22 protein-coding genes and 1 pseudogene are annotated in these 22,038 nt (G+C 70.6%); 10 read left to right on the top strand and 13 right to left on the bottom strand.

Annotated elements, in window-relative coordinates:
• Nucleotides 1-6 precede the first annotated feature (6 nt).
• The gene (locus tag ACFSZT_RS23065; protein ID WP_377384154.1) at nt 7-807 is read right to left on the bottom strand and encodes a carbon-nitrogen hydrolase family protein; all 801 of its coding nucleotides are present in this window, start codon (nt 805-807) and stop codon (nt 7-9) included.
• Entirely contained in the window at nt 804-1,562 is a 759-nt protein-coding gene (locus ACFSZT_RS23060) for an HpcH/HpaI aldolase family protein (protein ID WP_377384156.1), read from the bottom strand. Before ACFSZT_RS23060 ends, ACFSZT_RS23065 begins: the two co-directional genes overlap by 4 nt.
• Before the next feature lie 95 nt (nt 1,563-1,657).
• Here ACFSZT_RS23060 and ACFSZT_RS23055 point away from each other — a divergent pair, with 95 nt between their 5' ends.
• Both ACFSZT_RS23055 and ACFSZT_RS23050 read left to right on the top strand, forming a co-directional pair.
• Entirely contained in the window at nt 1,658-2,329 is a 672-nt protein-coding gene (locus ACFSZT_RS23055) for a GntR family transcriptional regulator (protein WP_377384159.1), read from the top strand.
• 82 nt (nt 2,330-2,411) lie between these two features.
• Nucleotides 2,412-3,089, top strand: a complete 678-nt coding sequence (locus ACFSZT_RS23050; protein ID WP_377384162.1) for a GOLPH3/VPS74 family protein — start codon at nt 2,412-2,414, stop codon at nt 3,087-3,089.
• A gap of 3 nt (nt 3,090-3,092) precedes the next feature.
• On the opposite strand, the gene ACFSZT_RS23045 is transcribed toward ACFSZT_RS23050, so the two are convergent.
• Both ACFSZT_RS23045 and ACFSZT_RS23040 read right to left on the bottom strand, forming a co-directional pair.
• Entirely contained in the window at nt 3,093-4,328 is a 1,236-nt protein-coding gene (locus ACFSZT_RS23045; protein WP_377384164.1) for an MFS transporter, read from the bottom strand.
• The gene (locus tag ACFSZT_RS23040; RefSeq protein ID WP_377384167.1) at nt 4,325-4,786 is read right to left on the bottom strand and encodes a MarR family winged helix-turn-helix transcriptional regulator; all 462 of its coding nucleotides are present in this window, start codon (nt 4,784-4,786) and stop codon (nt 4,325-4,327) included. The genes ACFSZT_RS23045 and ACFSZT_RS23040 overlap by 4 nt, the downstream gene beginning before the upstream one ends.
• A gap of 105 nt (nt 4,787-4,891) precedes the next feature.
• Between ACFSZT_RS23040 and ACFSZT_RS23035 the strand changes: the two genes are divergently transcribed.
• Nucleotides 4,892-7,537, top strand: a complete 2,646-nt coding sequence (locus tag ACFSZT_RS23035; protein WP_377384170.1) for a valine--tRNA ligase — start codon at nt 4,892-4,894, stop codon at nt 7,535-7,537.
• Here ACFSZT_RS23035 and ACFSZT_RS23030 read toward each other — a convergent pair.
• The 9 genes and pseudogenes from ACFSZT_RS23030 to ACFSZT_RS22990 all read right to left on the bottom strand — a co-directional run bounded on the left by ACFSZT_RS23030 (nt 7,503) and on the right by ACFSZT_RS22990 (nt 15,215).
• Nucleotides 7,503-8,423: an SGNH/GDSL hydrolase family protein gene (locus ACFSZT_RS23030; RefSeq protein WP_377384173.1), complete on the bottom strand. Its 921-nt coding sequence runs from the start codon at nt 8,421-8,423 to the stop codon at nt 7,503-7,505. The two genes, ACFSZT_RS23035 and ACFSZT_RS23030, sit on opposite strands and share 35 nt — an antisense overlap.
• Before the next feature lie 77 nt (nt 8,424-8,500).
• Nucleotides 8,501-9,369, bottom strand: a protein-coding gene (locus ACFSZT_RS23025) for an IS5 family transposase (protein ID WP_377478175.1) whose coding sequence is annotated in 2 segments (ribosomal slippage) — nt 8,501-9,001 and nt 9,004-9,369 — 867 coding nt in all. Because the reading frame shifts where the segments join, the coding sequence is not laid out codon by codon here.
• 119 nt (nt 9,370-9,488) lie between these two features.
• The gene (locus ACFSZT_RS23020) at nt 9,489-10,313 is read right to left on the bottom strand and encodes a DUF1989 domain-containing protein (protein ID WP_377386833.1); all 825 of its coding nucleotides are present in this window, start codon (nt 10,311-10,313) and stop codon (nt 9,489-9,491) included.
• Nucleotide 10,314: 1 nt separating this feature from the next.
• Entirely contained in the window at nt 10,315-11,310 is a 996-nt protein-coding gene (locus tag ACFSZT_RS23015) for a LysR family transcriptional regulator (protein WP_377386830.1), read from the bottom strand.
• Nucleotides 11,307-11,810, bottom strand: a complete 504-nt coding sequence (locus tag ACFSZT_RS23010; RefSeq protein ID WP_377386828.1) for a hypothetical protein — start codon at nt 11,808-11,810, stop codon at nt 11,307-11,309. The genes ACFSZT_RS23015 and ACFSZT_RS23010 overlap by 4 nt, the downstream gene beginning before the upstream one ends.
• A gap of 17 nt (nt 11,811-11,827) precedes the next feature.
• Nucleotides 11,828-12,772: an agmatinase gene (gene speB / locus ACFSZT_RS23005; protein ID WP_377386825.1), complete on the bottom strand. Its 945-nt coding sequence runs from the start codon at nt 12,770-12,772 to the stop codon at nt 11,828-11,830.
• 58 nt (nt 12,773-12,830) lie between these two features.
• Nucleotides 12,831-13,646 carry an amino acid ABC transporter ATP-binding protein gene (locus ACFSZT_RS23000; RefSeq protein WP_377386893.1) on the bottom strand — a complete coding sequence of 272 codons (816 nt, stop codon included), beginning with the start codon at nt 13,644-13,646 and terminating at the stop codon, nt 12,831-12,833.
• A gap of 72 nt (nt 13,647-13,718) precedes the next feature.
• Nucleotides 13,719-14,369, bottom strand: a pseudogene (locus ACFSZT_RS22995) (amino acid ABC transporter permease); the annotation flags it as partial.
• 6 nt (nt 14,370-14,375) lie between these two features.
• Nucleotides 14,376-15,215: an ABC transporter substrate-binding protein gene (locus tag ACFSZT_RS22990; RefSeq protein WP_377386823.1), complete on the bottom strand. Its 840-nt coding sequence runs from the start codon at nt 15,213-15,215 to the stop codon at nt 14,376-14,378.
• 308 nt (nt 15,216-15,523) lie between these two features.
• On the opposite strand from ACFSZT_RS22990, the gene ACFSZT_RS22985 reads away from it, so the two are divergent.
• The 7 genes from ACFSZT_RS22985 to ACFSZT_RS22955 all read left to right on the top strand — a co-directional run bounded on the left by ACFSZT_RS22985 (nt 15,524) and on the right by ACFSZT_RS22955 (nt 21,956).
• Nucleotides 15,524-15,967 carry a flavin reductase family protein gene (locus tag ACFSZT_RS22985; protein ID WP_377386820.1) on the top strand — a complete coding sequence of 148 codons (444 nt, stop codon included), beginning with the start codon at nt 15,524-15,526 and terminating at the stop codon, nt 15,965-15,967.
• Nucleotides 15,964-17,433, top strand: coding sequence for a 4-hydroxyphenylacetate 3-hydroxylase family protein (locus ACFSZT_RS22980; protein WP_377386817.1), 1,470 nt, complete (start codon nt 15,964-15,966; stop codon nt 17,431-17,433). The genes ACFSZT_RS22985 and ACFSZT_RS22980 overlap by 4 nt, the downstream gene beginning before the upstream one ends.
• Complete coding sequence (locus ACFSZT_RS22975; RefSeq protein WP_377386814.1) at nt 17,430-17,873, top strand: RidA family protein; 444 nt, start codon at nt 17,430-17,432, stop codon at nt 17,871-17,873. Before ACFSZT_RS22980 ends, ACFSZT_RS22975 begins: the two co-directional genes overlap by 4 nt.
• The gene (locus ACFSZT_RS22970; RefSeq protein ID WP_377386811.1) at nt 17,870-18,544 is read left to right on the top strand and encodes a DUF1028 domain-containing protein; all 675 of its coding nucleotides are present in this window, start codon (nt 17,870-17,872) and stop codon (nt 18,542-18,544) included. The genes ACFSZT_RS22975 and ACFSZT_RS22970 overlap by 4 nt, the downstream gene beginning before the upstream one ends.
• Nucleotides 18,541-19,701 (top strand): M20 family metallopeptidase, encoded by a 1,161-nt coding sequence (locus ACFSZT_RS22965; RefSeq protein ID WP_377386808.1) that lies wholly within the window; start codon nt 18,541-18,543, stop codon nt 19,699-19,701. The genes ACFSZT_RS22970 and ACFSZT_RS22965 overlap by 4 nt, the downstream gene beginning before the upstream one ends.
• A gap of 336 nt (nt 19,702-20,037) precedes the next feature.
• Entirely contained in the window at nt 20,038-21,516 is a 1,479-nt protein-coding gene (gene folC / locus ACFSZT_RS22960; protein WP_377386805.1) for a bifunctional tetrahydrofolate synthase/dihydrofolate synthase, read from the top strand.
• 38 nt (nt 21,517-21,554) lie between these two features.
• Nucleotides 21,555-21,956 (top strand): DUF4233 domain-containing protein, encoded by a 402-nt coding sequence (locus ACFSZT_RS22955; RefSeq protein WP_377386803.1) that lies wholly within the window; start codon nt 21,555-21,557, stop codon nt 21,954-21,956.
• Nucleotides 21,957-22,038: the final 82 nt, after the last annotated feature.

Genomic DNA, 22,038 nt, shown 5'->3' with positions numbered 1-22,038 from the left:
CTGTGCTCACTTTTCGGTCGGTGTCACGCGGTAGCGGCGCAGCGAGAGCGCCGGGTTGACCTGCCGCACGTGGTCGAGCCGTGCGCGCTCGATCGTGGCTGTGGCGACCCCGGGTGCTTCGCCGAGGCCCGCAAGCGTGATTCCCATGGGATCGATGACAGCGCTGTTGCCGGAACCGGTGGGCCCGGACTGGTCCGCTGCCAGGACGTACACCGTGTTCTCGATCGCCCTGGCTCGGATCAGGGTGTTCCAGTGCTGCTCCTTGAGTGGGCCCGGCACCCACTCGGCCGGCAGGGCGATGACCTCGGCACCCGCGTCGACCAATGTTCGCGAGGTCTCCGGGAAACGCAGGTCGTAGCACGTCTGCATGCCGACCCGGTATCCGTCGACCTCCAGCAGCTGCGGTGCGGACGGAGCGGCGGCGAGAACCCGGTCGGACTCCCGGTAGCCGAACGCGTCGTACAGGTGGACCTTGCGGTACACGGCCCGCACCGTGCCGTCCTGGATGCCGACGAGCGTGTTGTGGATGCGCCCTCCGGCGGCCGTCTCGTTGACTCCGACGATCGCCGTCACGCCCAGCTCCTTCGAGAGCAGGCACAGCCGGGACACGGCCGCACCGTCGAGCGGCTCGGCGCTGTCGACGAACCGGTCGTCCATCGTCGGCGCGGTGAACACCGAGTACTCGGGCAGCACGACGAGCCGTGCGCCCCGATCCGAGGCGGTGCGCAGCATCCCCTCGAGTGCGGCCAGGTTGGCTTCCTTGTCCTCGGTCGGCGCGAACTGTCCAACTGCCACTGTCAGGGTCATGCCGTCCTCCACTGCTGCTCGATCTCCCGCACGGTGTTCAGCCTGTCGGTCAGCCCCGACAGCAACGCGCCGTACTGCATCGTCACGACGATCGTCTCGGCCTGTTCCTCGACGGCCAGCCGCTGCTCGGGTTCGCTCCAGGCGGGCAGGATCCACGGCTTGCCCGCTGCCCGTGCGGCGCGGGCCACGTGCCGGATGTCCGCGAGGTCGTCGGCCTCGACGCTGTAGGCACCGCGTTCGCGGCGCAGCGAGAGGTCCGACGGGCCCACGAACACGCCGTCGACGACGGGAAGCTGGAGGATCTTGTCGACGGTTTCGAAGGCGGACGCGTCCTCGATCATCGGGTAGCACCGGGTGCCCCGGTCCTGGCGGGTGACCCACTCGTCGGTGAAGCCGCGGTAGCCCGTGGTGCGGCCACCGGCGAACGAGCGGTCGCCCAGCGGCGGGAACTTGGCATACCCGCACACGCGCTCAGCGTGCTCGGGGGATTCGATGTGCGGGATGGCGACGGCGTTCGCGCCGAGGTCCAGGGCCTGCTGGATCGGGGTCCGCTCGGGGCCGAGGACCTTCGCGATGACGTCCATGCCCTTGGCCCGGATGAACGGGATCAGCCAGTCCAGGGCCGCGAGGTCGAACACGCCGTGCTCGATGTCGAGGACGACGGTGCCGTAGCCCGCCAGCTGTGCCATCTCGACGGCGGCGGCCGATGGTTCGGACAACCACACACCGTGGCGCTTCTCATTCCACTCGCTCACGCGATTCCCTTCGTCGGTCGCTGAGCCGCAAACTCGATGCGGTGTACGAGGTGTATACACGCTGTGTACGAGAGGTGTAAAGGTATGCTTTCCGAGTGCCATCGAAGTCCACCCCCGACGCCCTGAGTCCGCCGACGCCGTCCGCGCGTGACCGCGCCTACGACTGGATCGCGAACGCGATCCTGTCGGGCACGTACTCCGAAGGGGAGTTCCTCGACGAGGTGGGCCTCGCCCGGGAGGTGGGGACGTCCCGCACGCCCATCCGGGAAGCCCTGCACCGGCTGCGCGCCGAACGATTCGTCGAACTGGTTCCCCGCAAGGGAGCGCAGGTACGGGTCGTCACGGTCACCGAGATGCGGGAGATCTACCAGGCCCGCTACGTCATCGAGGCGGACGCGCTGACCAAGATCTGTGCCCGCAGGCTCGGGGCACCGGCCGAGTCGCACGAGCTGGTAGCGGCCATGGAAGCCGCCCGCCGGGACGAGGACTGGAACTCGATCGCCCAGCTCGACCAACGTTTCCATGCCGGTCTGGTCCGGCACGCGGGCAACGCGGTCATGGCGGACATCTACGAGTCGCTGCGTCCGCGGCAGATCCGGCTCGCCGTCAAGAACCTGCACTCCAGCCCGGAGCGGCTGCCCGTGATCGAGCGGGAGCATCGGGAGCTCGTCGCCGCGATCGACGAGCACGACCGCGACCGCAGTGTCGAGATCCTGGGCGTGCACCTCCGCGAGGTTCCGGAGCTGATCCGGGCGTTCTCGCGCTGAGCACGGCGGCTTCCGGGCCGCGGCTGCGGGCGTGTGTGCCGCCCACCTGCGCCCGCCGCGGGCCACCGCTAGGGTCGGGCGCATGCTGATCGCGGAGGACCTGCTGCTCCTGGTGTTCGACGACGACGCGGGCACGCCGATCTCCGGGGTGCACAACCTGGAGTACTCGCTGGCCGGCGCGTTGCTGATCGAGCTGACGCAGCTCGGCCGGGTCGACATCACCACCGAGGCCGACGCCGGCAGGCCCGGGCGCCTGGTGCTGCGGGATCCCACGCCGACCGGCCTCCCGGCGCTGGACGACGCCCTCGCGAAACTGGCGACCATGCAGGGCCGCAAACCCAAGGACGTCATCGGCCCGCTGGCGGGCAACCGGCTGTCCGAGCGGCTGCTCACGGGGCTCGCCGACCGCGGCATCCTGCGCCGGGAGCAGGGCAAGGTTCTCAAGCTGTTCCCGGTGACGCGCTGGCCCGCCGCGGACTCCCGGCACGAGGAGCAGACCCGGGCGGAGCTCGCGCGGGTGCTCGTCGACGGTGAGCAGCCGAGCGGGCGGGCGGCGGCGTTGATCGCCCTGCTCGCCGGCATGGGGGTCGTCAAGCGTGCCGTGGAGACCGACGACCCGAAGGCCGCCGAGCGCCGGGCGAAGGAGATCGCCGAGGGCAATTGGGCGAGTGAGGCCACGCACAAGGCCGTCGAGGAGGTCACCGCGGCGGTGATGACCGCCGTGTTCGTGCCGACGATCATCGCCGCCGGTTCGGCCTGACCCTCAGCTGCCGGCCGGTTCCCGCTCGCGGTTGGCGGCCGTGAGCGGTCCGGCGGCCAGCCTTCGGTCCACCAGCGTCACCGCCAGCAGGACCACCGCGATGCCGGCGAGGGTGACGGCGAGCGTGTGCAACCCGGCGGAGGTCGGGTGGTCACCGAAGCAGATCGCGATCAGCGCGGAGGCGGCCATCGCGCCGACGTACTGGGCGGTGCGGAAGAACCCGCTGGCGGTGCCCATGGTCTCGGCGGAGGCCTGGCGGTAGAGCGCCGTCTGGTTGGTCACGCTGGTCAGGCCCTGCGCCAGCCCGAACGCCGCCGACGAGAACACGAGTACCCCGAGCCACGTGCCGGTGCCGACCCACAGCAGCAGTGCCGACCCGACGAGCAGGGCCGCGACGGAGAGCACCAGGCGGGCGCGGATGCCGTCGGCCCGGCCGGACAGCCCGGCGGCGATGGCCGCGACCAGGGACATCGGCAGCATGAGCAGCCCGGCGGCGGTCTCGCTCATGCCGCGGTCGGCCTGCAGCCACTGCACGAAGCCGAACATGATCGCGTAGATGGCGAGGAAGGCCAGCCCCTGCCGCAGATAGGTGCGCAGGATGGCCGCGTTGCCGAACACTCCACGCAGGTCGAGCCGCTGCCGCGGTCCCGCCGGGCGCTCGTCGCGCGGCACCCACAGCCAGGCGCACAGCATGGAGCCCACGGCCAGCGGGATGTTCACGGCGAAGATCGCGGGCCAGCCGAAGAAGCCGATGAGCGTGCCGCCGAGCGTCGGGCCGATCACCATCGTGGTCTGCGCCGCGATCGCCAGCAGGGAGAGCACTCCGGCGGGGACGTCGCCGCCGGTGCGGTCGGCGTGCCTGCGCAGTACGGCCATGGCGGCGGGGAACCCCGCACACGTGCCCAGGCCGAGCAGCACCCGGACGCCGACGAGCCAGCCGAGGGACAGGGCGAGCGTGCCCGCGACGCCGGCGAGGGCGACGGCGAGCGCTCCGGCGAGCAGCACGCGGCGCGGGCCCCAGCGATCGACGAGGACCCCCGCGACGGGCTGGCCGACGGCGGTGGCGAGGTAGAGGCCGGTGATGAGCCACGCGGTCTGTGCGGGCCCGGCGTCGAAGGTGCGCCCGATGGGGACGAGCGCCACCGCGATCATGGTGGAGTTGATGGGGTTGAGCAGTGCGCCGGCCACGAGGGGAATGACCAGCCTGGCGTCGATGGTGGTGTCGGTGCGAGCCGTCACGAGCTCCTTTCGTCGGTGCCGGCGGGGTACTGGGCCAAACGCTGCAGGAGCGGGATCGCCGCGGCCAGCGTGTCGCGCTCGCCGGCCGTGAGCTCGGCCAGCGCGGTCGCGAGCCATTCCTCGCGGTGCTGGTGGATCCCGCGCACGGTCTTGCGCCCGAGCTCGGACAGGGACACGACCGTGCGGCGCCCGTCCTCGGGGTCACGGGTGCGTTCCAGGTAGCCGAGCTCGTCGAGGGCGGCCAGCGTGGCGGCCATGGACTGCTGCCGGACGTGCTCGGCGGCGGCGAGCCGGCTCTGGGTCGACGGACCCTCGCGGTGCAGCCTGCCGAGCACCGCCGACTGGCTCGGCGTCAGCACACCCGCGTTGTCGATCCTTCGCAGTCGCCGGTGCAGCTGGCCGACCGCACCCCGCAGCGCTCCGGCGAGGCTGGCGACCTGTGTCGGTACTCTGGCCATATGCACAGTCTAGGCTGTGCAGTTCGAACTGTGCATTCCACGGAGGTGCGCATCACCTCCCGCCCCGGGGAAGCCGCCGCGCCGAGGTTCGTAGACTTACCGGTTGTGACGGAGAACGCGCCCCAGCAGCAGACGGACCTGCCCAACGCCTGGAACCCGGCCGACGAAGAGGCCGCCCTGTACCAGCGCTGGGTAGAGGCCGGCTACTTCACGGCCGACGCGTCGTCGGACAAGCCGCCGTTCACCATCGTGCTGCCGCCGCCGAACGTCACCGGCAGCCTGCACATGGGCCACGCGCTGAACCACACGCTCATGGACGCGATGAGCCGCCGTCGCCGGATGCAGGGCTACGAGGTGCTGTGGCTGCCCGGCATGGACCACGCCGGCATCGCGACCCAGAACGTCGTGGAGCGCGAGCTCGCGGGGGAGGGCCTGTCGCGGCACGACCTGGGCCGGGAGCGCTTCGTCGAGCGCGTCTGGGAATGGAAGTCCGAGTACGGTGGCAAGATCCTCGGCCAGATGAAGCGCCTCGGTGACGGGGTCGACTGGTCGCGGGAACGCTTCACGATGGACGAGGGCCTCTCGCGCGCCGTCCAGACGATGTTCAAGCGCCTCTACGACGACGGCCTCATCTACCAGGCCGAGCGCATCATCAACTGGTGCCCGCGCTGCATGACCGCGCTCTCGGACATCGAGGTCGACCACTCCGACGACGACGGCGAGCTCGTGTCGATCCGTTACGGCGAGGGGGACGCGTCGATCGTCGTGGCCACCACGCGCGCGGAGACGATGCTCGGCGACACCGCGGTGGCGGTGCACCCGGACGACGAGCGCTACGCGCACCTCGTCGGCAAGGAGGTCGAGCTGCCGCTCACCGGCAGGCGCATCCCGATCGTGGCCGACTCGCACGTCGACCCGGAGTTCGGCACCGGCGCGGTGAAGGTGACGCCCGCGCACGACCCCAACGACTTCGAGATCGGCAGGCGGCACGAGCTGCCCATGCCGTCCATCATGGACGAACGCGGTGTCGTCACCGCCGCGGGACCGTTCCAGGGCATGGACCGCTTCGAGGCCCGTCCCGCCATCGTCGCCGCGCTGCGCGAGCAGGGTCGCATCGTGGCGGAGAAGCGCCCGTACGTGCACGCGGTCGGGCACTGCTCCCGGTGCGACACCGTGGTCGAGCCGCGGCTGTCGCTGCAGTGGTGGGTCAAGGTCGAGCCGCTGGCGAAGGCCGCGGGTGACGCCGTCCGTGACGGCCGCGTGAAGATCCACCCGCCGGAGCTGGCCAAGCGCTACTTCGACTGGGTCGACAACATGCACGACTGGACCATCTCGCGCCAGCTGTGGTGGGGCCACCGCATCCCGGTCTGGTACGGCCCGGACGGCGAGGTCGTCTGCGTCGGCCCGGACGAGGAGCCACCCTCGGGCGAGGGCTGGCGCCAGGACGCCGACGTGCTCGACACGTGGTTCTCCTCGGGGCTCTGGCCGTTCTCCACCATGGGCTGGCCCGAGCCGACGGCCGACCTGGCGAAGTTCTATCCGACCAGCGTGCTCTCGACCGGCTACGACATCCTCTTCTTCTGGGTCGCCCGGATGATGATGTTCGGCCTGTACGGGATGAAGGACAACGGCCCCGCGGGAGCCGTCCCGTTCGAGCACATCTACCTGCACGGGCTCATCCGCGACGCGCACGGCAAGAAGATGTCCAAGTCGAAGGGCAACGTCATCGACCCGCTCGACTGGATGGACCGCTTCGGCGCCGATGCCACCCGGTTCACGCTCGCGCGCGGCGCCAACCCCGGCGCGGACATGGCGCTGGCCGAGGAGTGGGCCGCCGGGTCGCGCAACTTCTGCACGAAGCTGTGGAACGCCACGCGCTTCGCGATCATGAACGGGGCCACGACCGCGCGGGAACTGCCTCCCGCCGAGGAGCTCACCGAGGCCGACCGCTGGATCCTCGGCAGGCTCGGCGCGGTGGTGTCCGAAGTGGACGAACTGCTCGAGGACTTCCAGTTCGCCAAGGCCACCAACCTGCTGTACCACTTCACGTGGGGCGAACTGTGCGACTGGTATCTGGAGCTGGCCAAGGTCCAGTTCTCCGGCGACCGGGCCGACGGCACCCGGGCCGTGCTCGGCCACGCGCTCGACGTGGTGCTGCGCCTGCTGCACCCGTTCATCCCGTTCATCACCGAGCGGCTGTGGACCACGCTCACCGGCGGTGAGTCGCTCGTGGTCGCCTCGTGGCCCGCGGGCACGGTGACGTTGCCCGAAGCCGATCCGGAGGCCGACACCCGCATCGCCGACCTGCAGAAGCTCGTCACGGAGATCCGCCGGTTCCGCTCCGACCAGGGCCTCAAGCCCGGTCAGCGGGTCGCCACACGGCTGGCCGGGCCGGGTTTCGCGGAGCTGGCGGCGCACGAGGAGGCGATCCGGTCGCTCGCGCGGCTGAGCGACCCGGGCGACGGCTTCTCGGCGACCGCGGGCCTGGAGGTCGCGCTCACCGGCGGGACGGCGACCGTGGAGGTCGACACGTCGGGCACCATCGACGTCGCCGCCGAGCGCAAGCGCCTGCAGAAGGACCTCGCGGTGGCCGAGAAGGAGCTCAAGCAGACCGAGGGCAAGCTCGGCAACCAGGCGTTCCTCGACAAGGCGCCGGCCGAGGTGGTCGAGAAGATCCGTGCGCGGCGCGACACCGCCGCCGCCGACATCGAGCGCATCACCGCCCGGCTGGAAGCGCTGCCCGCGAGCTGAGCACGCGCTCGACCTCGTTCGCCACCCCGAGCATGCCGGCGAACCGTGGGTGGTACGACGCGGCGACGAGCGGGTTCGTGTGCTGGCCCTGGATCCACGCGTGCCTGCCCGCGCAGGCGTCGTGGCCGAGCGAGGCCGGGTAGGTGTCCACAAAGGATGACCGGCCGTCCTCGGCGACGGCGGCCTCGATGGCGTCGTTGAGAGCGGTCTCGATGCTGTCGAGCCAGGCGTAGTCGCCGTCGGCGAAGGGCAGGATCGCCGGGCACGTGCCGTGGGGCGGGACGATGCGCGGATAGCCGACGACGAGCACGGTCGCGCGGGGCGCGCGGGCGTGGATCTCGTCGAGCACCGCGGCGACCTTGCGGCCCGTCGTGGTGACGGCCGCCTTGAGCGTGTCGACGCCATCGACGGTGAAGTGCTCCCGGCACGGAGCACCGGCCGGATCGGACTCCCGCAGCCCCGGGCAGGTGCCGACGAGCCGGCCGAACACGCTGTCGTCGTTGCCGCCGATGCCCAGGGTCACCAGGTCCGTGCCCGGACGCAGGGCGTCGAGCTGGGGCGGGTTCGTGCCCAGCGTGGTCTGTGGCCGCGTCAGGTGGGTGGTGTCGGCACCGCTGCAGCTGACGTCGGTGAACGAGCGCACCCGCAGGCGCAGGGCCAGCAGTGTCGGGTAGTTGCCGGTGGACCGCGCGCACCCCAGTGACTCCAGCCGGAGCATCGGGATCAGCGGGCCGGCGGTGTAGGAGTCGCCCAGCGCCACGTAGTGCTCGAAGGCGTGCCCGGATCCCCCGGGCGTCCGGTGCGCGGCCGTGGCGGGCTGAGCCGTGGCCAGCAGCACCAGGATCGTGCCGATGATCGTCAACGCCCGCGTCCGCCGCCCGCGCATGTGCCCCCGTTCTCCGGTTGTGCCGCTTACCGTCCTAGTCGGCGGACGGCGGGCGCGACTAGGTCGTGTCCTGCAATTCATCGTAGCCAGAGGATGATGGCGGCGATGGTGAGTTCTGCCTGGTAGTAGGCGGCGCGTTTGGCGTAGCGGGTGGCTAGGTCGCGGAACTGTTTGAGCCGGTTGAAGCAGCGTTCGACGACGTTGCGCTGCTTGTACAACTCGGCGTCGAAGGCGGGCGGGCGTCCGCCCCGTGAGCCGTGCGCGGCGCGGCGGGCGATTTGGTCGTCGCGTTCGGGGCTGACGAACCGGATCCGGCGTTGTCGCAGGGCGTGGCGGGTCGAGGGGTGCGAATAGGCCTTGTCCGCGATCACCACCTCGGGACGGCGGCGTGGGCGGCCAGGCCCGGTGCGAGCGACACGGATCCCGTCCAGCAGCGGCACCAATTGTGGATTGTCACCAGCCTGCCCCGGGGTGAGCACAACCCGCATGGGCAGCCCGCGTCCCTCGACCACGAGGTGGATCTTGGTGCTCAATCCGCCGCGGGAACGTCCGAGTCCTTCGCCGTCGACCGCGATCGCCTCGATGGCGGGCGTGCAGCCCCCTTTTTCCGGGCTCCCGCAGCATGCTGGTGAGCCCGGACCACCGAGGAATCGACACTGATCACCCACTCCACGTCCCCGACAGCGTCGTCTTTGACGATCACCTCGTCCAGAATCCGCTGCCAGGTACCGTCCTTGGTCCACAACCGCAGCCGCTCATGGGCGGTCTTCCACGGCCCATACCGTTCGGGCAGATCACGCCAGGGCGCGCCGGTCCGAAGCTTCCACAGAATCGCATTGATCACCTGCCGGTGATCCCGCCACCGCCGCCCCGGCCCCGACACCGCCGGCAGCAGCGGCTCAATCCGCGCCCAGGCCCGATCCGTCAACTCACCCCGACCAACCACGGACAAGATCAAACCCCATCCGCAGCTAGATCATTTACAGGACACGCCCTAGGCGGCGAACGGGTGTTCCCCGCACGCGAACAGGGGGCGGAACCGGCTACACAGGGCAGCGGCAGCGGCTATCCCTCGCCCCAGCGGGGTGCGCGCAGGCCGTGCAGGTTGGCGTAGGCCGCCCGCTCCGGCGGTGTCCAGCCTTCCAGCAGCGCGGGGTCCGGCCGGTACACCTCGACCCCGATCGGGTGGCACACGTCGATGGGGTCGCGTGCGTCGGGACCCCACAGCGGCACCGAGAGGTCGCCGCCCGGGCAGGTCGACAGCGCGCACAACAGGTCCAGCTCGGCGAAGAACTCGAAGTAGTCACCCGGCCGGGCGGGGCAGGTCTTCATGAAGTACCGGTCGTCGTCGGTGAGGCCGGTGCACTGGAACACGTTGAGCACGTCGTGCACGTCGAACTCGGTCAGCCCGTACGGCAGGACGGCCCGCACCAGGTTCGAGTGGCAGTGGTAGTCGAAGTCCTCGCCATTCAGCATCCGGTTGACGTACGGATCGCACCGGGTGCCGAGCAGGTCGTGCACCCGCCCGCCGTCGGAGTCCCGCCCGTACCCGGCGAGCGTGTCCCCGGTGATGGTCAGCAGGGGACGCAGGAACGGCAGCGTCGACCAGAGCCGGTCGAACGTCGACACGTGCGCCCGCTGCAACTGCCGGGTGCGCGAGGCCCACAGCCGCTCCCGTGGATCGTGCCGGTTCCACACGTTGAAGTCGCCCACCTGCGGGCCCTCGACGGTCACCAGGCGGCACACGTAGCCCTGCGGCACCTCCCAGGCCCGCCCGGACCGGATCGGGATCTCGAAGCTGTCCACCAGCTCCCGGCCGCCGTCGGCGAGCCGTTGGTAGAACTCGCGGTCGACCTCGAGCGCCTTGCCCTGGTATGCCGCCTCCACCATGTCATTCCTCCTTCGCGCTCGACATCGTGTCGATCGCCTGGATCGCCGCGGGCACCACGGCCCGCGCCCGATCGGCGACCGTGCGGATCCTGCCCGTCAGCCGGGCGGCCCGCAGCCAGGACAGCACCACCGGCAGGGCGGGCACGTCGTCGGCCACGGGCCGCGGGACCGCCCGTCCACCGTCGTAGGTCTGCGAACTCGCCGCCACCTGGTTGAGGATCGAGAACCCGTGCCCGCGCGCGACGAGTGCGCGCACCGCCTCGTAGCTCGTCGTCCGGTACCGCACGTCCGGCTGGATGCCGTGGTCGCGCAGCAGCCGGATGAAGTAGTCCCGGCTGCCCGGCAGGTCCAGCAGCACCATCGGCTCGTTCTCCAGCTCCCGCAACCCGACCTTCTGCTGCCGCGCGAGCCGGTGGGTCGGTGGCAGCAGCACGTACGGCGGCGCCTCGGCGACCACCTCGTGGTCCAGGTCCTCGTTGAGCAGCAGGTCGTAGCCGATCGCGAGATCCACCGACCCGTCGCACAGGGCCTCGCCGACGCTGCTCGGCTCGGTCTCGGTGACGATGACGTCGAGATCCGGGAACCGGCCGCGCAGATCGGTGAGCAAGGCGGGCAGGACGAACGGCATCAGCGTCACCATCATCGCCAGCCGCACCGTGCCGCGCACCGTGTCGCCGTCGCCGCGGGCGGAGGTGAGCACCTCGCCGAGATGGTCGAGCACCGACCGCGCGTCCCGCAGGAACTCCCGGCCCGCGGGCGTGAGCAGGAGGCCCTTCGAGTGCTTGCGGATGAACAGCTGCGTGCCGAGCTGCCGCTCCAGCGCGGCGACGGCCGACGAGACCGCCGACTGCGCCACGTGCAACCGGGCCGCGGCCTCCGTCATGCTCAGCCTGCTCGCCGCCTCGACGAAATAGCGCAACTGGGTCAGCGTCACCGGCGACGCCGCGGTGGCGGGCATCGCGCCGCCCGCGGTTCCCTCCGCGCCGAACGGCGTCATCCGACCGGCGCCTGCGCGAGCTCGCCCGCCCGCACCCGCTCCAGCAGGCCGGACACCGTCGCCACGATGTCGGCGGACTCCGTGCGCAGGCTCGCGATGTCGCCGGCGTAGGGCGCCAGGTCGCCGAGCTTGCCCTCCAGGATCTTCTCCGGCTCGGCGAGCCGCTCCGCCAGCCACCCCGCCGGATCGGCACTCAACGCCGGATCGAACACGCGGTCCCCGGGTTCGTTGTCGGCCGTGTCCGGGTGGTAGTGCACGCGATCCCGGCTGCCGGGCCCCGCCGCGACCGACTCGAGCACGTCGACCCGCCAGATGGCCGTGTCCAGCACGATCTTGCGCGACGAGTACACCGAGCCCAGCTGTGGCTGCGGATCGAGCATGCGCAACTCCACCCGCACGCCGCGTTCCGGGCCCTCCTGCCCCGGATACGGATCCGGGTCGACGAAGTAGATGTCCTCGACGACGACGCCGAGCTTGTCGAAGCAGAACGTGATCATCATGGTGCGTTCTCCGTGGGTCAGCGGCCGCGGGCGAGCAGGGTCACCAGATCGAACACGACCGTCGCGGCCGCCAGCGAGGTGATCTCGGCGTGGTCGTAGGCAGGCGCCACCTCCACGACGTCGGCACCGACCAGGTTCAGGCCCGCGAGCCTGCGCAGCATCGAGAGCAGCTCCCGGCTCTGCAGGCCGCCCGCCTCCGGCGTGCCGGTGCCCGGCGCGAAGGCGGGATCCAGCACGTCGATGTCGATGGACAGGTACACGGGCGCGTCCCCGACCCGGTCGCGCACGCGCTGCACGGCGGCGTCCACGCCGATCACGTCCAGCTCGCTCGCCCGGATGGTCTGGAAGCCGAACGACGCGTCGTCGCGCAGATCTCCCATGTCGTAGACAGGGCCGCGAATGCCGACGTGCATGCACTTCTCCGGCAGCAGCAGTCCTTCCTCGAACGCCCGGCGGAACGGCGTGCCGTGCGTGTGCGCCTCCCCGAAGTAGGTGTCCCATGTGTCGAGGTGCGCGTCGAAGTGCACCAGCGCGACAGGGCCGTGCCTGCGCACCACCGAACGCAGCAACGGCAACGCGATCGTGTGGTCACCGCCGATCGTCACCAGCCGCTGATCCGTGCCCAGTACCGCGTCGGCGTGCCGCTCGATCGCGCCGAGTGTGTCCGGGATGCTGTACGGCGACGCCGCCACATCCCCGGCGTCCACGACCTGCACCGTGCGGAACGGCGCGAGATCCAGCTCGACGTGGTAGGTCGGCCGCAGGTGCCGCGACGCCTGCCGCACGGCCATCGGGCCGAACCGGGCCCCGGGGCGGTACGACGTACCACCGTCGAACGGCACCCCGAGCACCGCGATGTCGTAGGCGGACACCGCGTCGACCGTCGGTAGCCGCGCGAACGTACCGGGGCCGGCGTAGCGGGGAAGTTCGGTGCCGCTGACCGGACCGATGGGCTCGCTCATCGGCGCATTCCTCCTTTCGGCCCTCGCCGGGCCTGTGGTGCTGTGCCGGTCGCGGGGGTCACGACTGCACCTCCTGGGGTGTCTCGTGGTCGACTTGTTGCAGGAACCGCGCGACGCGGGGAGTGGCGTTCGCGCCGAGCACCTCGTCCGGCGGGCCCTGGGCGACGATCCGGCCGTCCTCCATGAACACCACCCAGTCGGCGACGTCGCGGGCGAGCCGCATCTCGTGCGTCACCACCACCATCGTGCGGCCCTCGTCAGCGAGGTCGGCGATCGTGCCGAGCACCTCGCCCACCAGCTCCGGGTCGAGCGCCGACGTCGGCTCGTCGAACAGCAGCACCTTGGGGTTCATCGCGATGGCACGCGCGATCGCCACCCGCTGCTGCTGGCCGCCGGAGAGCTGATGCGGGTACTTCTCCGCGTGCTCGCGCAGCCCCACGCGCGCCAGCAGATCCAGTGCGCCCTCGCGGTCGATCGCGTCCGGCAACCGCAGCGCGTTCGGGGCGAGCAGGACGTTCTCCAGCGCGGTCTTGTGCGGGAACAGGTTGAACCGCTGGAACACCATGCCCACCTCCCGGCGCTGCCGGGACACCTCGGCATCCGGCAGGCCTCGCGGCTTGCCGTCGTCGTCGAGCTTGTAGCCCATCAGCCGGCCGTTGATCTCGACACGGCCGGCGTCCACCGACTCCAGATGGTTGAGCGTCCGCAGCAGCGTCGTCTTGCCCGAACCCGACGGGCCGATCACCACCACGACCTCGCCCTCGTGCACCTCGAGGTCGACGTCGGCCAGCACGCGGTTCTCGCCGAACGACTTGTCGACACCACGCACCTGCACCACCGGTGTCCCCGCGTGCTCCCGGCGCGGTCGCTGCACGCGCACCGCCCGGCGGGCGCGTTCCACCGGGGTGACGGTCGCCGTCTTGCGCTTCGACACGTCCAGCCTGCGCTCGACGATCCGCCGCAGCTGGTCGAACACGGTGACGATCAGCACGTAGTAGAACGCGACCGCCGTCAGGGTCTCCAGCACCTTGAAGTTCGCCGTGTACAGCCGCTGACCCACCAGCAGAATCTCGGTCAGCGAGATGGTGCTGACGAGCGAGGTGAACTTGATGATGGTGGTGAGTTCGTTGCCGAGCGCGGGCAACGCCACCCGGAACGCCTGCGGCAGCACGACGAGCCGCTGCACGGTGAGGTAGCGCAAGCCGAGCGCCTGCGCCGCCTCCCGCTGATCCTTGCGCACCGACAGCAGCCCGCCGCGGTGGATCTCCGCCATGTAGGCGCCCTCGTTGAGCACCAGGGAGATCAGGCCCACCACGAACGCCGAGCCGAGCAGCCCCTGCAGGCCGGGGAAGAGCTGCGGCAGGTTGTAGACGAACACCAGCAGCACCAGCAACGGCAGGCTGCGGAAGAACCACACGTACGCGCCCGCGATCCAGCGCACCGGGGCGATCCGCGACTCCTTCATGAACGCCGCCGCGATGCCGACGACGTTGCCCAGCACCCAGGACAGGACGCTCAGCACGACGACCGTCAGGCAGGCGCGCCAGAAGTCGCCGAAGGACAGCAGGCCGAGAGTGTATGCCCAGTCGAAGGTCATCGCGCCTCAGCCGGCCTTGGACGCTTCGAGGACCTGCGGGTTGACCGGGGCGATGCCGTACTTCTTCAGCAACCGGTCGTAGCTGCCGTCCGACTTCATCGCCTCGATCGCCTGCTCGATCCGGCCCGCGAGTTCGGTGTTGCCCTTGTTCACGGCGAGGCCGACGGCGACCGGCCACAGCAGCTCGTCGGTGGCGAGCTTGAGCGCGCCGTTCGAGCTCTTCACCACGTCCGCGGCGACGGCGGCGTCGGTGACGGTGGCCTGGACCTGGCCCGCCCGCATGGCCGAGGTCGCCTCGGGGTCGGTCGGGAACTCCTTGGCCTGCACCGGTGGCTTGCCCGCCTTCTGGCAGTCGGCGGGCACGGTCTCGGCGACCTTGTCGTAGTGCACGCTGCCGGTGAGCGCGCCGACGGCCTTGCCGCACAGGTCGGCGGGCGAGGTGATGCCGTTCTCCCCGGCGGGGACGATGATCGCCGACCCGGTCTGGAAGTACGGGACCATGTCCACCTGCTGCAGGCGTTCCGCGGAGAAGTAGAGCGTCGAGGCCACCATGTCGTAACGGTTGCCCTTGAGGCCTTGGATCAGCTGGGCGAATCGCACGTCCTGATAGGACGCAGTCATGTCCATCTTCGCGGCCAGGGCATCGACGAACTCGACGTCGAACCCGGCGGGCTTGCCGTTCTCCATCATGTCGTACGGCGGGTACGTCAGGTCGATGCCGACCTTGAGCTCACCGCCGGCCTCGGCGCCGGAGCCGCCGCCGCAGGCCGCAGTGACCAGCGTCGTCGCCGCAACGGCGACCGCCGCGAGCCAGCGGTACCTCGTGGGTCGTGGGGACCGGGTCATCGCAGTTTCCCTTCTCGCGCACCGGGAGCCGGATTCGCCCATGTGGGCGACCAGAAGTCGAGGCGAGCCTAGAACCGGCCGTGGCCCGCGAAGAAGTGTCGAAGATCGATGAACGACATCGGTTCTTCCGATGAAACACCGGCGAAACGCGGGGTCAGCGTGGTCGTTGCGGAACGTGCGTTTCCCGAGTCCTTCCGCGACAACCATGTTTCGTCGGCGTTGCGATGTACTGTTCATCTCATTTCGCGATGACCGTGATCGCAAGTCATTGTTTTACAGATCGACCCGAGCCGGGTGACCGTTGCCGGGTGCAGAGCTTCCACACGTGCGAATTCCGGCACGCGGTCGGCACGCTCGCCACCGCGGTGAGGGTGGTGAGTAACGAGCTGCTGCGGCACAGCGGCACCTTCCGCGTCAACGTGCTCGCCACCCGGCACCGCCATGTCGCCGACTCGTTCGCGGGCAGGCCGTGGCCGGGACACCGCGCCTGGGACTCCGGGTGCGGCGAGTGGGACACCGCCTCGGCGGATGCGCCGCGCCTGCTCGACGCGCCTGTCTCGTTCGAGTGCGTGCCCGATCGCGTGGTGCCCGCCGGATCTCACGACGAGTACCTCGGTGCGGTGACCGCGACCCACACCCACACCGGCACCGGCCCGCCGCTCGTCCACGCCGACCACACCTTTCACCAGCCGACGGCGCTGGGCGTGCTCGCCCACGCCACCGCAGTCCCCACGAGGAGCACGTCAGCATGATCCGAACCGGCGACGACTACCGGGAGTCCATTCGTGACGGCAGGGAGGTCTGGATGGGCAACGAGCGCGTCCACGACGTCACCAGCCACCCGGCGTTCAAACCGATCGTCGACATCCGCGCCCACATCTACGACATGGCGCACGCTGCCGAGACCCGCGACGTCATGACCTACACCGATCCCGAGACCGGGGAGCTCAACTGCATCGCCAACCGGCTGCCGCGCACCCAGCAGGACTGGTGGGATAAGCGCCGGGCGACCGACCTCGTGCTCGATCACGCCGGCGGCGTCGTCACGCGCGTCGGCGACGAGACGATCGGTGAGATGTGGTCGCTCTACGACGGCCAGGACGTGCTCAACGAGGTCGACCCCCGGTTCTCCGCGAACATCCGCACGGCCATCCAGGACGCCATGCGCGACGACCCGTTCCACGTCTCGGCCAACACCGACCCCAAGGGCGACCGGTCGCGCGCGCCGCAGGACCAGGACCCCGACATGCTCCTGCACGTGGTGCGGGAGACCGACAACGGCATCGTCGTCCGCGGCGCCAAGTACGAGACGGCGGCGGCGTATGCGAACCAGGCCTTCACGAAGCCGACCATCGCCAACTGGGGCACGGACGAGATGTCCGACTACGCCGTCGGATTCATCCTCGACATGGGCGCGCCCGGCCTGAAGTTCATCTGCCGCAGCGGGTTCGCCGGCCGCGCACCCGCTACCGACTACCCGCTGGCGAACCGGGTGGACGAGGTCGAGTCGATGGTGATCTTCGACGACGTCGAGATTCCGTGGGAGAAGGTGCTGTTCTATCGGCACACTCGGGCGGCGTCGTACATCCGGTCCACATTGCACCGTTACAGCGCTTTCGCTTATGTGCAGCGGACGTTGCGGTTCGCCGATCTGTTGATCGGTGCGGCGCTGTGGAACGTGAAACAGACCGGGCTCGAGCGGCAGCAGGCCGTGCAGGAGAAGCTCGCGATGCTGGCGTGTTACCGGGAGACCATCAACGCCCACCTCACGGCCGCGATCGCGATGGCCGAGCCGAGTCCGGGCGGGCTGCTGATGCCCAACCAGTCCCTGCTCTACACCGGGCGGGTGGCCGCGCTGAGCCCGCTGGCCGAGATGATGCACCTGGCGCGTGAGCTGTGCGGCGGCCAGATCTGCATCACGCCGGACGCCGCGGCGTTCGAGAACCCGGCCACGGCGGGCTGGCTCGGCAAGTTCTACTCGATCAACGAGAACTGGGTCGCCGACGACCGGCGCAAACTCCTTGCCCTCGCGCGGGATCTGCTCAACAGCGACTACGCCGGGCACCGGCTGACGTTCCAGCTCTTCGCGCAGGCGCCGCCGTTCGCGCACCTGGCCGCCGTGTACCACAACTTCGACTACGCAGGCCCGCTCGACCTGGTCCGCTCGGTCGCCGGTCTGTCCGACAAGGTTCTCACCAGCAAAGGAGATCAGGCATGACCGTGCCGTCGACTGGCCCCACGCACACGCGCATCCGCCCGTTCAACACCGCTGACACCTATCCCGAACAGAACCTCGACAACGACCTCTGCCAGGCAGTCGTCGCCGGGGGAGTGGTGTACCTGCGCGGGCAGATCGGCCAGGACCTCGACACGCGCGAGAGCGTCGGCATCGGTGACGCCACCGAACAGACCCGCAAGGCGATGGCGAACATCAAGCAGCTCCTCGAGGAGGCGGGCAGCGGCCTGTGCGACATCGTCAAGATCGTCGTCTACCTCACCGACATCCGCTATCGCGAACCCGTGTACCGCGAGATGGGGAAGTGGCTCAAGGGCGTGTACCCGGTGTCCACCGGCATCGTCGTCGACGCGCTGGCGCGGCCCGAATGGGTGGTGGAGATCGACGCGACCGCCGTCATCAGCGGAGGCGAGGGCGCATGACGTTCTCGCTCGCCGCGCGGGATCCCGCCACCGGTGCCTTCGGCATCGTGGTCAGCTCGTCGAGCCCGGCCGTCGCCGCCCGGTGCGCGCATGTGCGCGCCGGCGTCGGGGCGGTCGCCTCGCAGAACGTCACCAACCCCGTGCTCGGCACGGTGGGACTCGACGCGCTCGCGGGCGGCGCGAGCGCGGACCAGGCCGTCGAAGCCATGGTCGCCGCCGACTCCTACCCCGACTACCGCCAGCTCACCGCCGTGTCGGCGACCGGCGAGACGGCCGCGCACTCCGGGGCCAGGACACTCGGCACACACACCGCCGTGTTCGGCGACGGCGCGGTGGTGGCGGGCAATCTCCTCAAGAGCGAGGAGGTGGCCGCCGTGATGCTCGACGGCTACCTCACCAGCTCGGCGGAGGCGTTCGAGGCGCGGCTGCTCGACGGCTTCGCCGCCGCCGTGCGGGCGGGCGGCGAGGAAGGACCGGTGCGCTCGGCGGGCGTCGTCGTGGCGGAGGACGTGGCATGGAATGTGACCGACCTGCGCGTCGACGACTCCGACGACCCCGTGGCCGACCTGCGCAGGCTCTGGGAACTCTGGGCACCGCAGAAAGCGGACTACCGGATTCGCGGGCTCGACCCCACGCTCGCCCCCTCCTACGGCGTTCCGGGGGACCTGTGACCGTCACCCCGACGCTGTGCCGCGCCGTCGAGCACGACGCCGCCCGCCTCATCGCCCTGTCCCACGACCTGCACGCGCATCCGGAGGTGGCGTGGGAGGAGGTCTGGTCGAGCGCCCGGGTCGCGGGTGAACTCGCCGACGCGGGCTTCACCGTCGAAAGCCGCTACCTGGGTCTGGACACGGCGTTCCGCGCGAGCGCCGGGAGCGGGCCGTTGCACGTGGCGTTGTGTGCCGAGTACGACGCACTGCCCGGACTCGGGCACGCGTGCGGGCACAACGTCATCGCGGCGATCTCGTCCGGTGCCGGCATGGCGCTGGCGCGGCTTGCCGACGACCTCGGCCTGACCGTGCACGTGCTCGGCACCCCCGCGGAGGAAGGCGGAGGTGGCAAGATCGAACTACTCGACCGGGGCGCCTTCGCCGGCATGCATGTCGCCGCGCTCGTGCACCCCGGGCCGGTGGACGTGGCGAAGGCCGAGCCGTATGCGGTGTCGCACTCACGGATCGCCTACCGGGGCACGGCGGCCCACGCCGCCGCCTACCCCGAGCGGGGCGTCAACGCCGCTGACGCGTTCACCGTCGCGCAGGTCGCCATCGGGTTGCTGCGCCAGCAGCTGCCCGCGGGCACGCGCGTGCACGGTGTGGTCACCCGCGCGGGAGACGCGCCCAACGCGATCCCCGCGTACGCCGAGGGCCGCTGGTACGTCCGCGCATCGGATCTCAGCGAGCTGGCGGCCGTGGAGGAGCGGGTCCGGCGGTGCTTCGACGCGGGCGCGGTGGCCACCGGGTGTGAGCTGTCGGTCGAGCCGGAGAGCAAGCCGTACGCGAGCTTCCGCAACGACGCCGAGCTCACGGAACTGTACGAGACGGCCGCGCGGGAACTCGGCCGAACGTTCGGCACCGGCCCCGATTCGCGGATGAACCGTGCGTCCACCGATCTCGGGAACGTCAGCCAGGTGATTCCCGCCATCCACCCCTACATCGGCATCGACTCGCTGCCGGCCGTCAACCACCAGGCCGAGTTCGCCGCGGCCGCCATCACGCCCGCCGCCGACACCGCCGTGGTGCAGGGAGCCCAGGCGCTGGCACTGACCCTCGCCCGGGCGGCGACGGACGAGGCGGTGCGGCAACGACTGCTCGGGGGTGGCCAGGCGTAGCGCCCCGGCGAGGCCGGCTTGCTTGCCGGGTTGCGGAGGCTTGCCGAAGCGTCGCTCCCGCCCGGCGCCCGGCCCTCGCCGGCCGCCGGGTGGGCGGCTCCCGCAACCGTGCCTGCCGTCTGCGTAGCCGTGTCCGCCGTCTGCGTTGCCGTGTCGGCTGTTTCGGTCGCTGTGTTCGCCGTTCGCGTCGGCAGGCAGGTCCTTGCCGTTGTCGGCGGTGGGGTACCGGATTCGGGGTTGCCGGTTTGCCGCCCCAATCGTGGTCGAAGGGCACGCGGTGACCCCCGTGACGCGGACGTAGACTCGACGGGTCAGTCAGACCAGTTGGGAGTGCGTGTGCCGTCCGACGACCAGGAGTTTCCGCCCGAGCTCACCGAGGGCGACAACTTCATCGCCGGTCCGTTGCCGGACGAACCGGAGCCCGTCCCGGAAGCGGACGAGGCGGCCATCGAGGCGCAGGCCCGCCGCGAGTTGCAGATCGTCGAGGCCGAGCTCAACGAACGCTGGCCGGAGACCAAGATCGCGCCGTCGCTGACGCGCATCACGGCGCTGCTCAACCTGCTCGGCGACCCGCAGAAGACCTACCCGGTGGTGCACGTCGCGGGCACCAACGGCAAGAGCTCCACCACCCGCATGATCGAGGCCCTGCTGACCCGCATGGGCCTGCGCGTCGGCCGCTACACCAGCCCGCACCTGCAGCTGGTGACGGAGCGCATCAGTATCGACGGCGCGCCGATCTCGGCGGAGAAGTACGTGGACACCTACCGCGACGTGGCGCCGTTCGTGCAGATGGTCGACCGAGCGGCGGGACCGGACGATCCGGCGATGAGCAAGTTCGAGGTGCTCACCGGCATGGCCTTCGCCGCCTTCGCCGACGCGCCGGTCGAGGTGGCCGTCCTCGAGACCGGCATGGGTGGCTCGTGGGACGCCACGAACGTCGCCGACGGGCAGGTCGCCGTCATCACCCCGATCGGCATCGACCATGCCGAGTACCTCGGCAACGATCGCGCCACCATCGCCCGGGAGAAGGCCGGGATCATCAAGCCCGGCGCGGTCGCCATTCTCGCCGAGCAGGAGCCCGACGCCGAACGCGTCCTGCTGGAACGCACCGTCGAGGTGGACGCCACCGTCGCCAGGGCGGGCAGCGAGTTCGGCGTGCTCGAACGGACCATTGCCGTTGGCGGGCAGTTGCTCAAACTGCAGGGCCTCGGCGGCGTGTACGAGGAAATCTTCCTGCCGCTGCACGGTGCCCACCAGGCCGCCAACGCGGCCCTCGCGCTGGCCGCCGTCGAGGCGTTCTTCGGCGCGGGCAAGGACCGGCAACTGGTGCCGGAAGCCGTGCGCGAGGCGTTCGCCGAGATCCAGACGCCCGGCAGGCTCGAGCGGGTCCGCGCCGCCCCGGCGGTTCTGCTGGACGCCGCCCACAACCCGCACGGCGCCGCCGCGCTCGCCAAGACCATCGACGAGGAGTTCGCGTTCCGCAGGCTCGCCGCTGTCGTGGGTGTGCTCCGGGAGAAGGACGCACGGGGCATTCTCGAGGCGCTCGAGCCCGTGGTGTCCGAGATCGTCGTGACGCGCAACGCCTCGCCGCGCGCGATGCCCGTCGAGGAGTTGGCCGAGCTCGCCACCGACGTCTTCGGCGAGGAACGGGTCACCGTCGAACCGCACCTCGACGCCGCCATCGAGACGGCCGTCGCACTCGTCGAACAACCCGACGACCCTGAGGAACCGCTCGCCGGCGGAGGCGTGCTCGTCACCGGATCCGTTGTCACGGTGGGCGAGGCCCGCACGCTGTTCGGCAGGGAACCGGCATGAACAGCGCACGAACCGCCGAAGCCGGGGAGGAGCCGGACATGAGTGACGACACCGGACAGCAACCGCCCGCCCCGGCGAAGGACCCGATGAAGGGCTTCCGCGGAGTGCAGGCCGGCACGCTCGTCATCGAGGCCATCGTCGTGGGACTGGCGCTGCCGGTCGTCGCGACACTGGGCAGCGGTATCACCAGCGTGCAGGGCTGGACGATCATCGCGATCGCGGTGGCCCTGCTCGCCCTGTGCGGGATGCTGCGCAGGCCGTGGGCGAGCTGGGTGATCCTCGCGCTGCACGCCGGACTCCTGGCGTTCGTCGTGGCGCTGCCCGCTATCGCCGTGATCGGGGTCGTGTTCATCGCCGTGTGGCTGTGGCTCATGTGGCTGCGCCGCGACGTGGCGCGCCGCATGGCCCAGGGCCGGCTGCCGAGCCAGCAGCAAGGCTGACCCGGCCGGACCTTCCCGCCGGGAGCAGCGGACCCGCGCGGGTGCCGTCCGGAGCACGGCGGCGGAGGGCAGCCGGTCCCGG

The sequence above is a fragment of the Prauserella oleivorans genome (genome assembly GCF_042685745.1).
Classification (GTDB): domain Bacteria; phylum Actinomycetota; class Actinomycetes; order Mycobacteriales; family Pseudonocardiaceae; genus Prauserella_A; species Prauserella_A oleivorans.
This window is presented reverse-complemented; position numbering and strand designations above follow the sequence as displayed.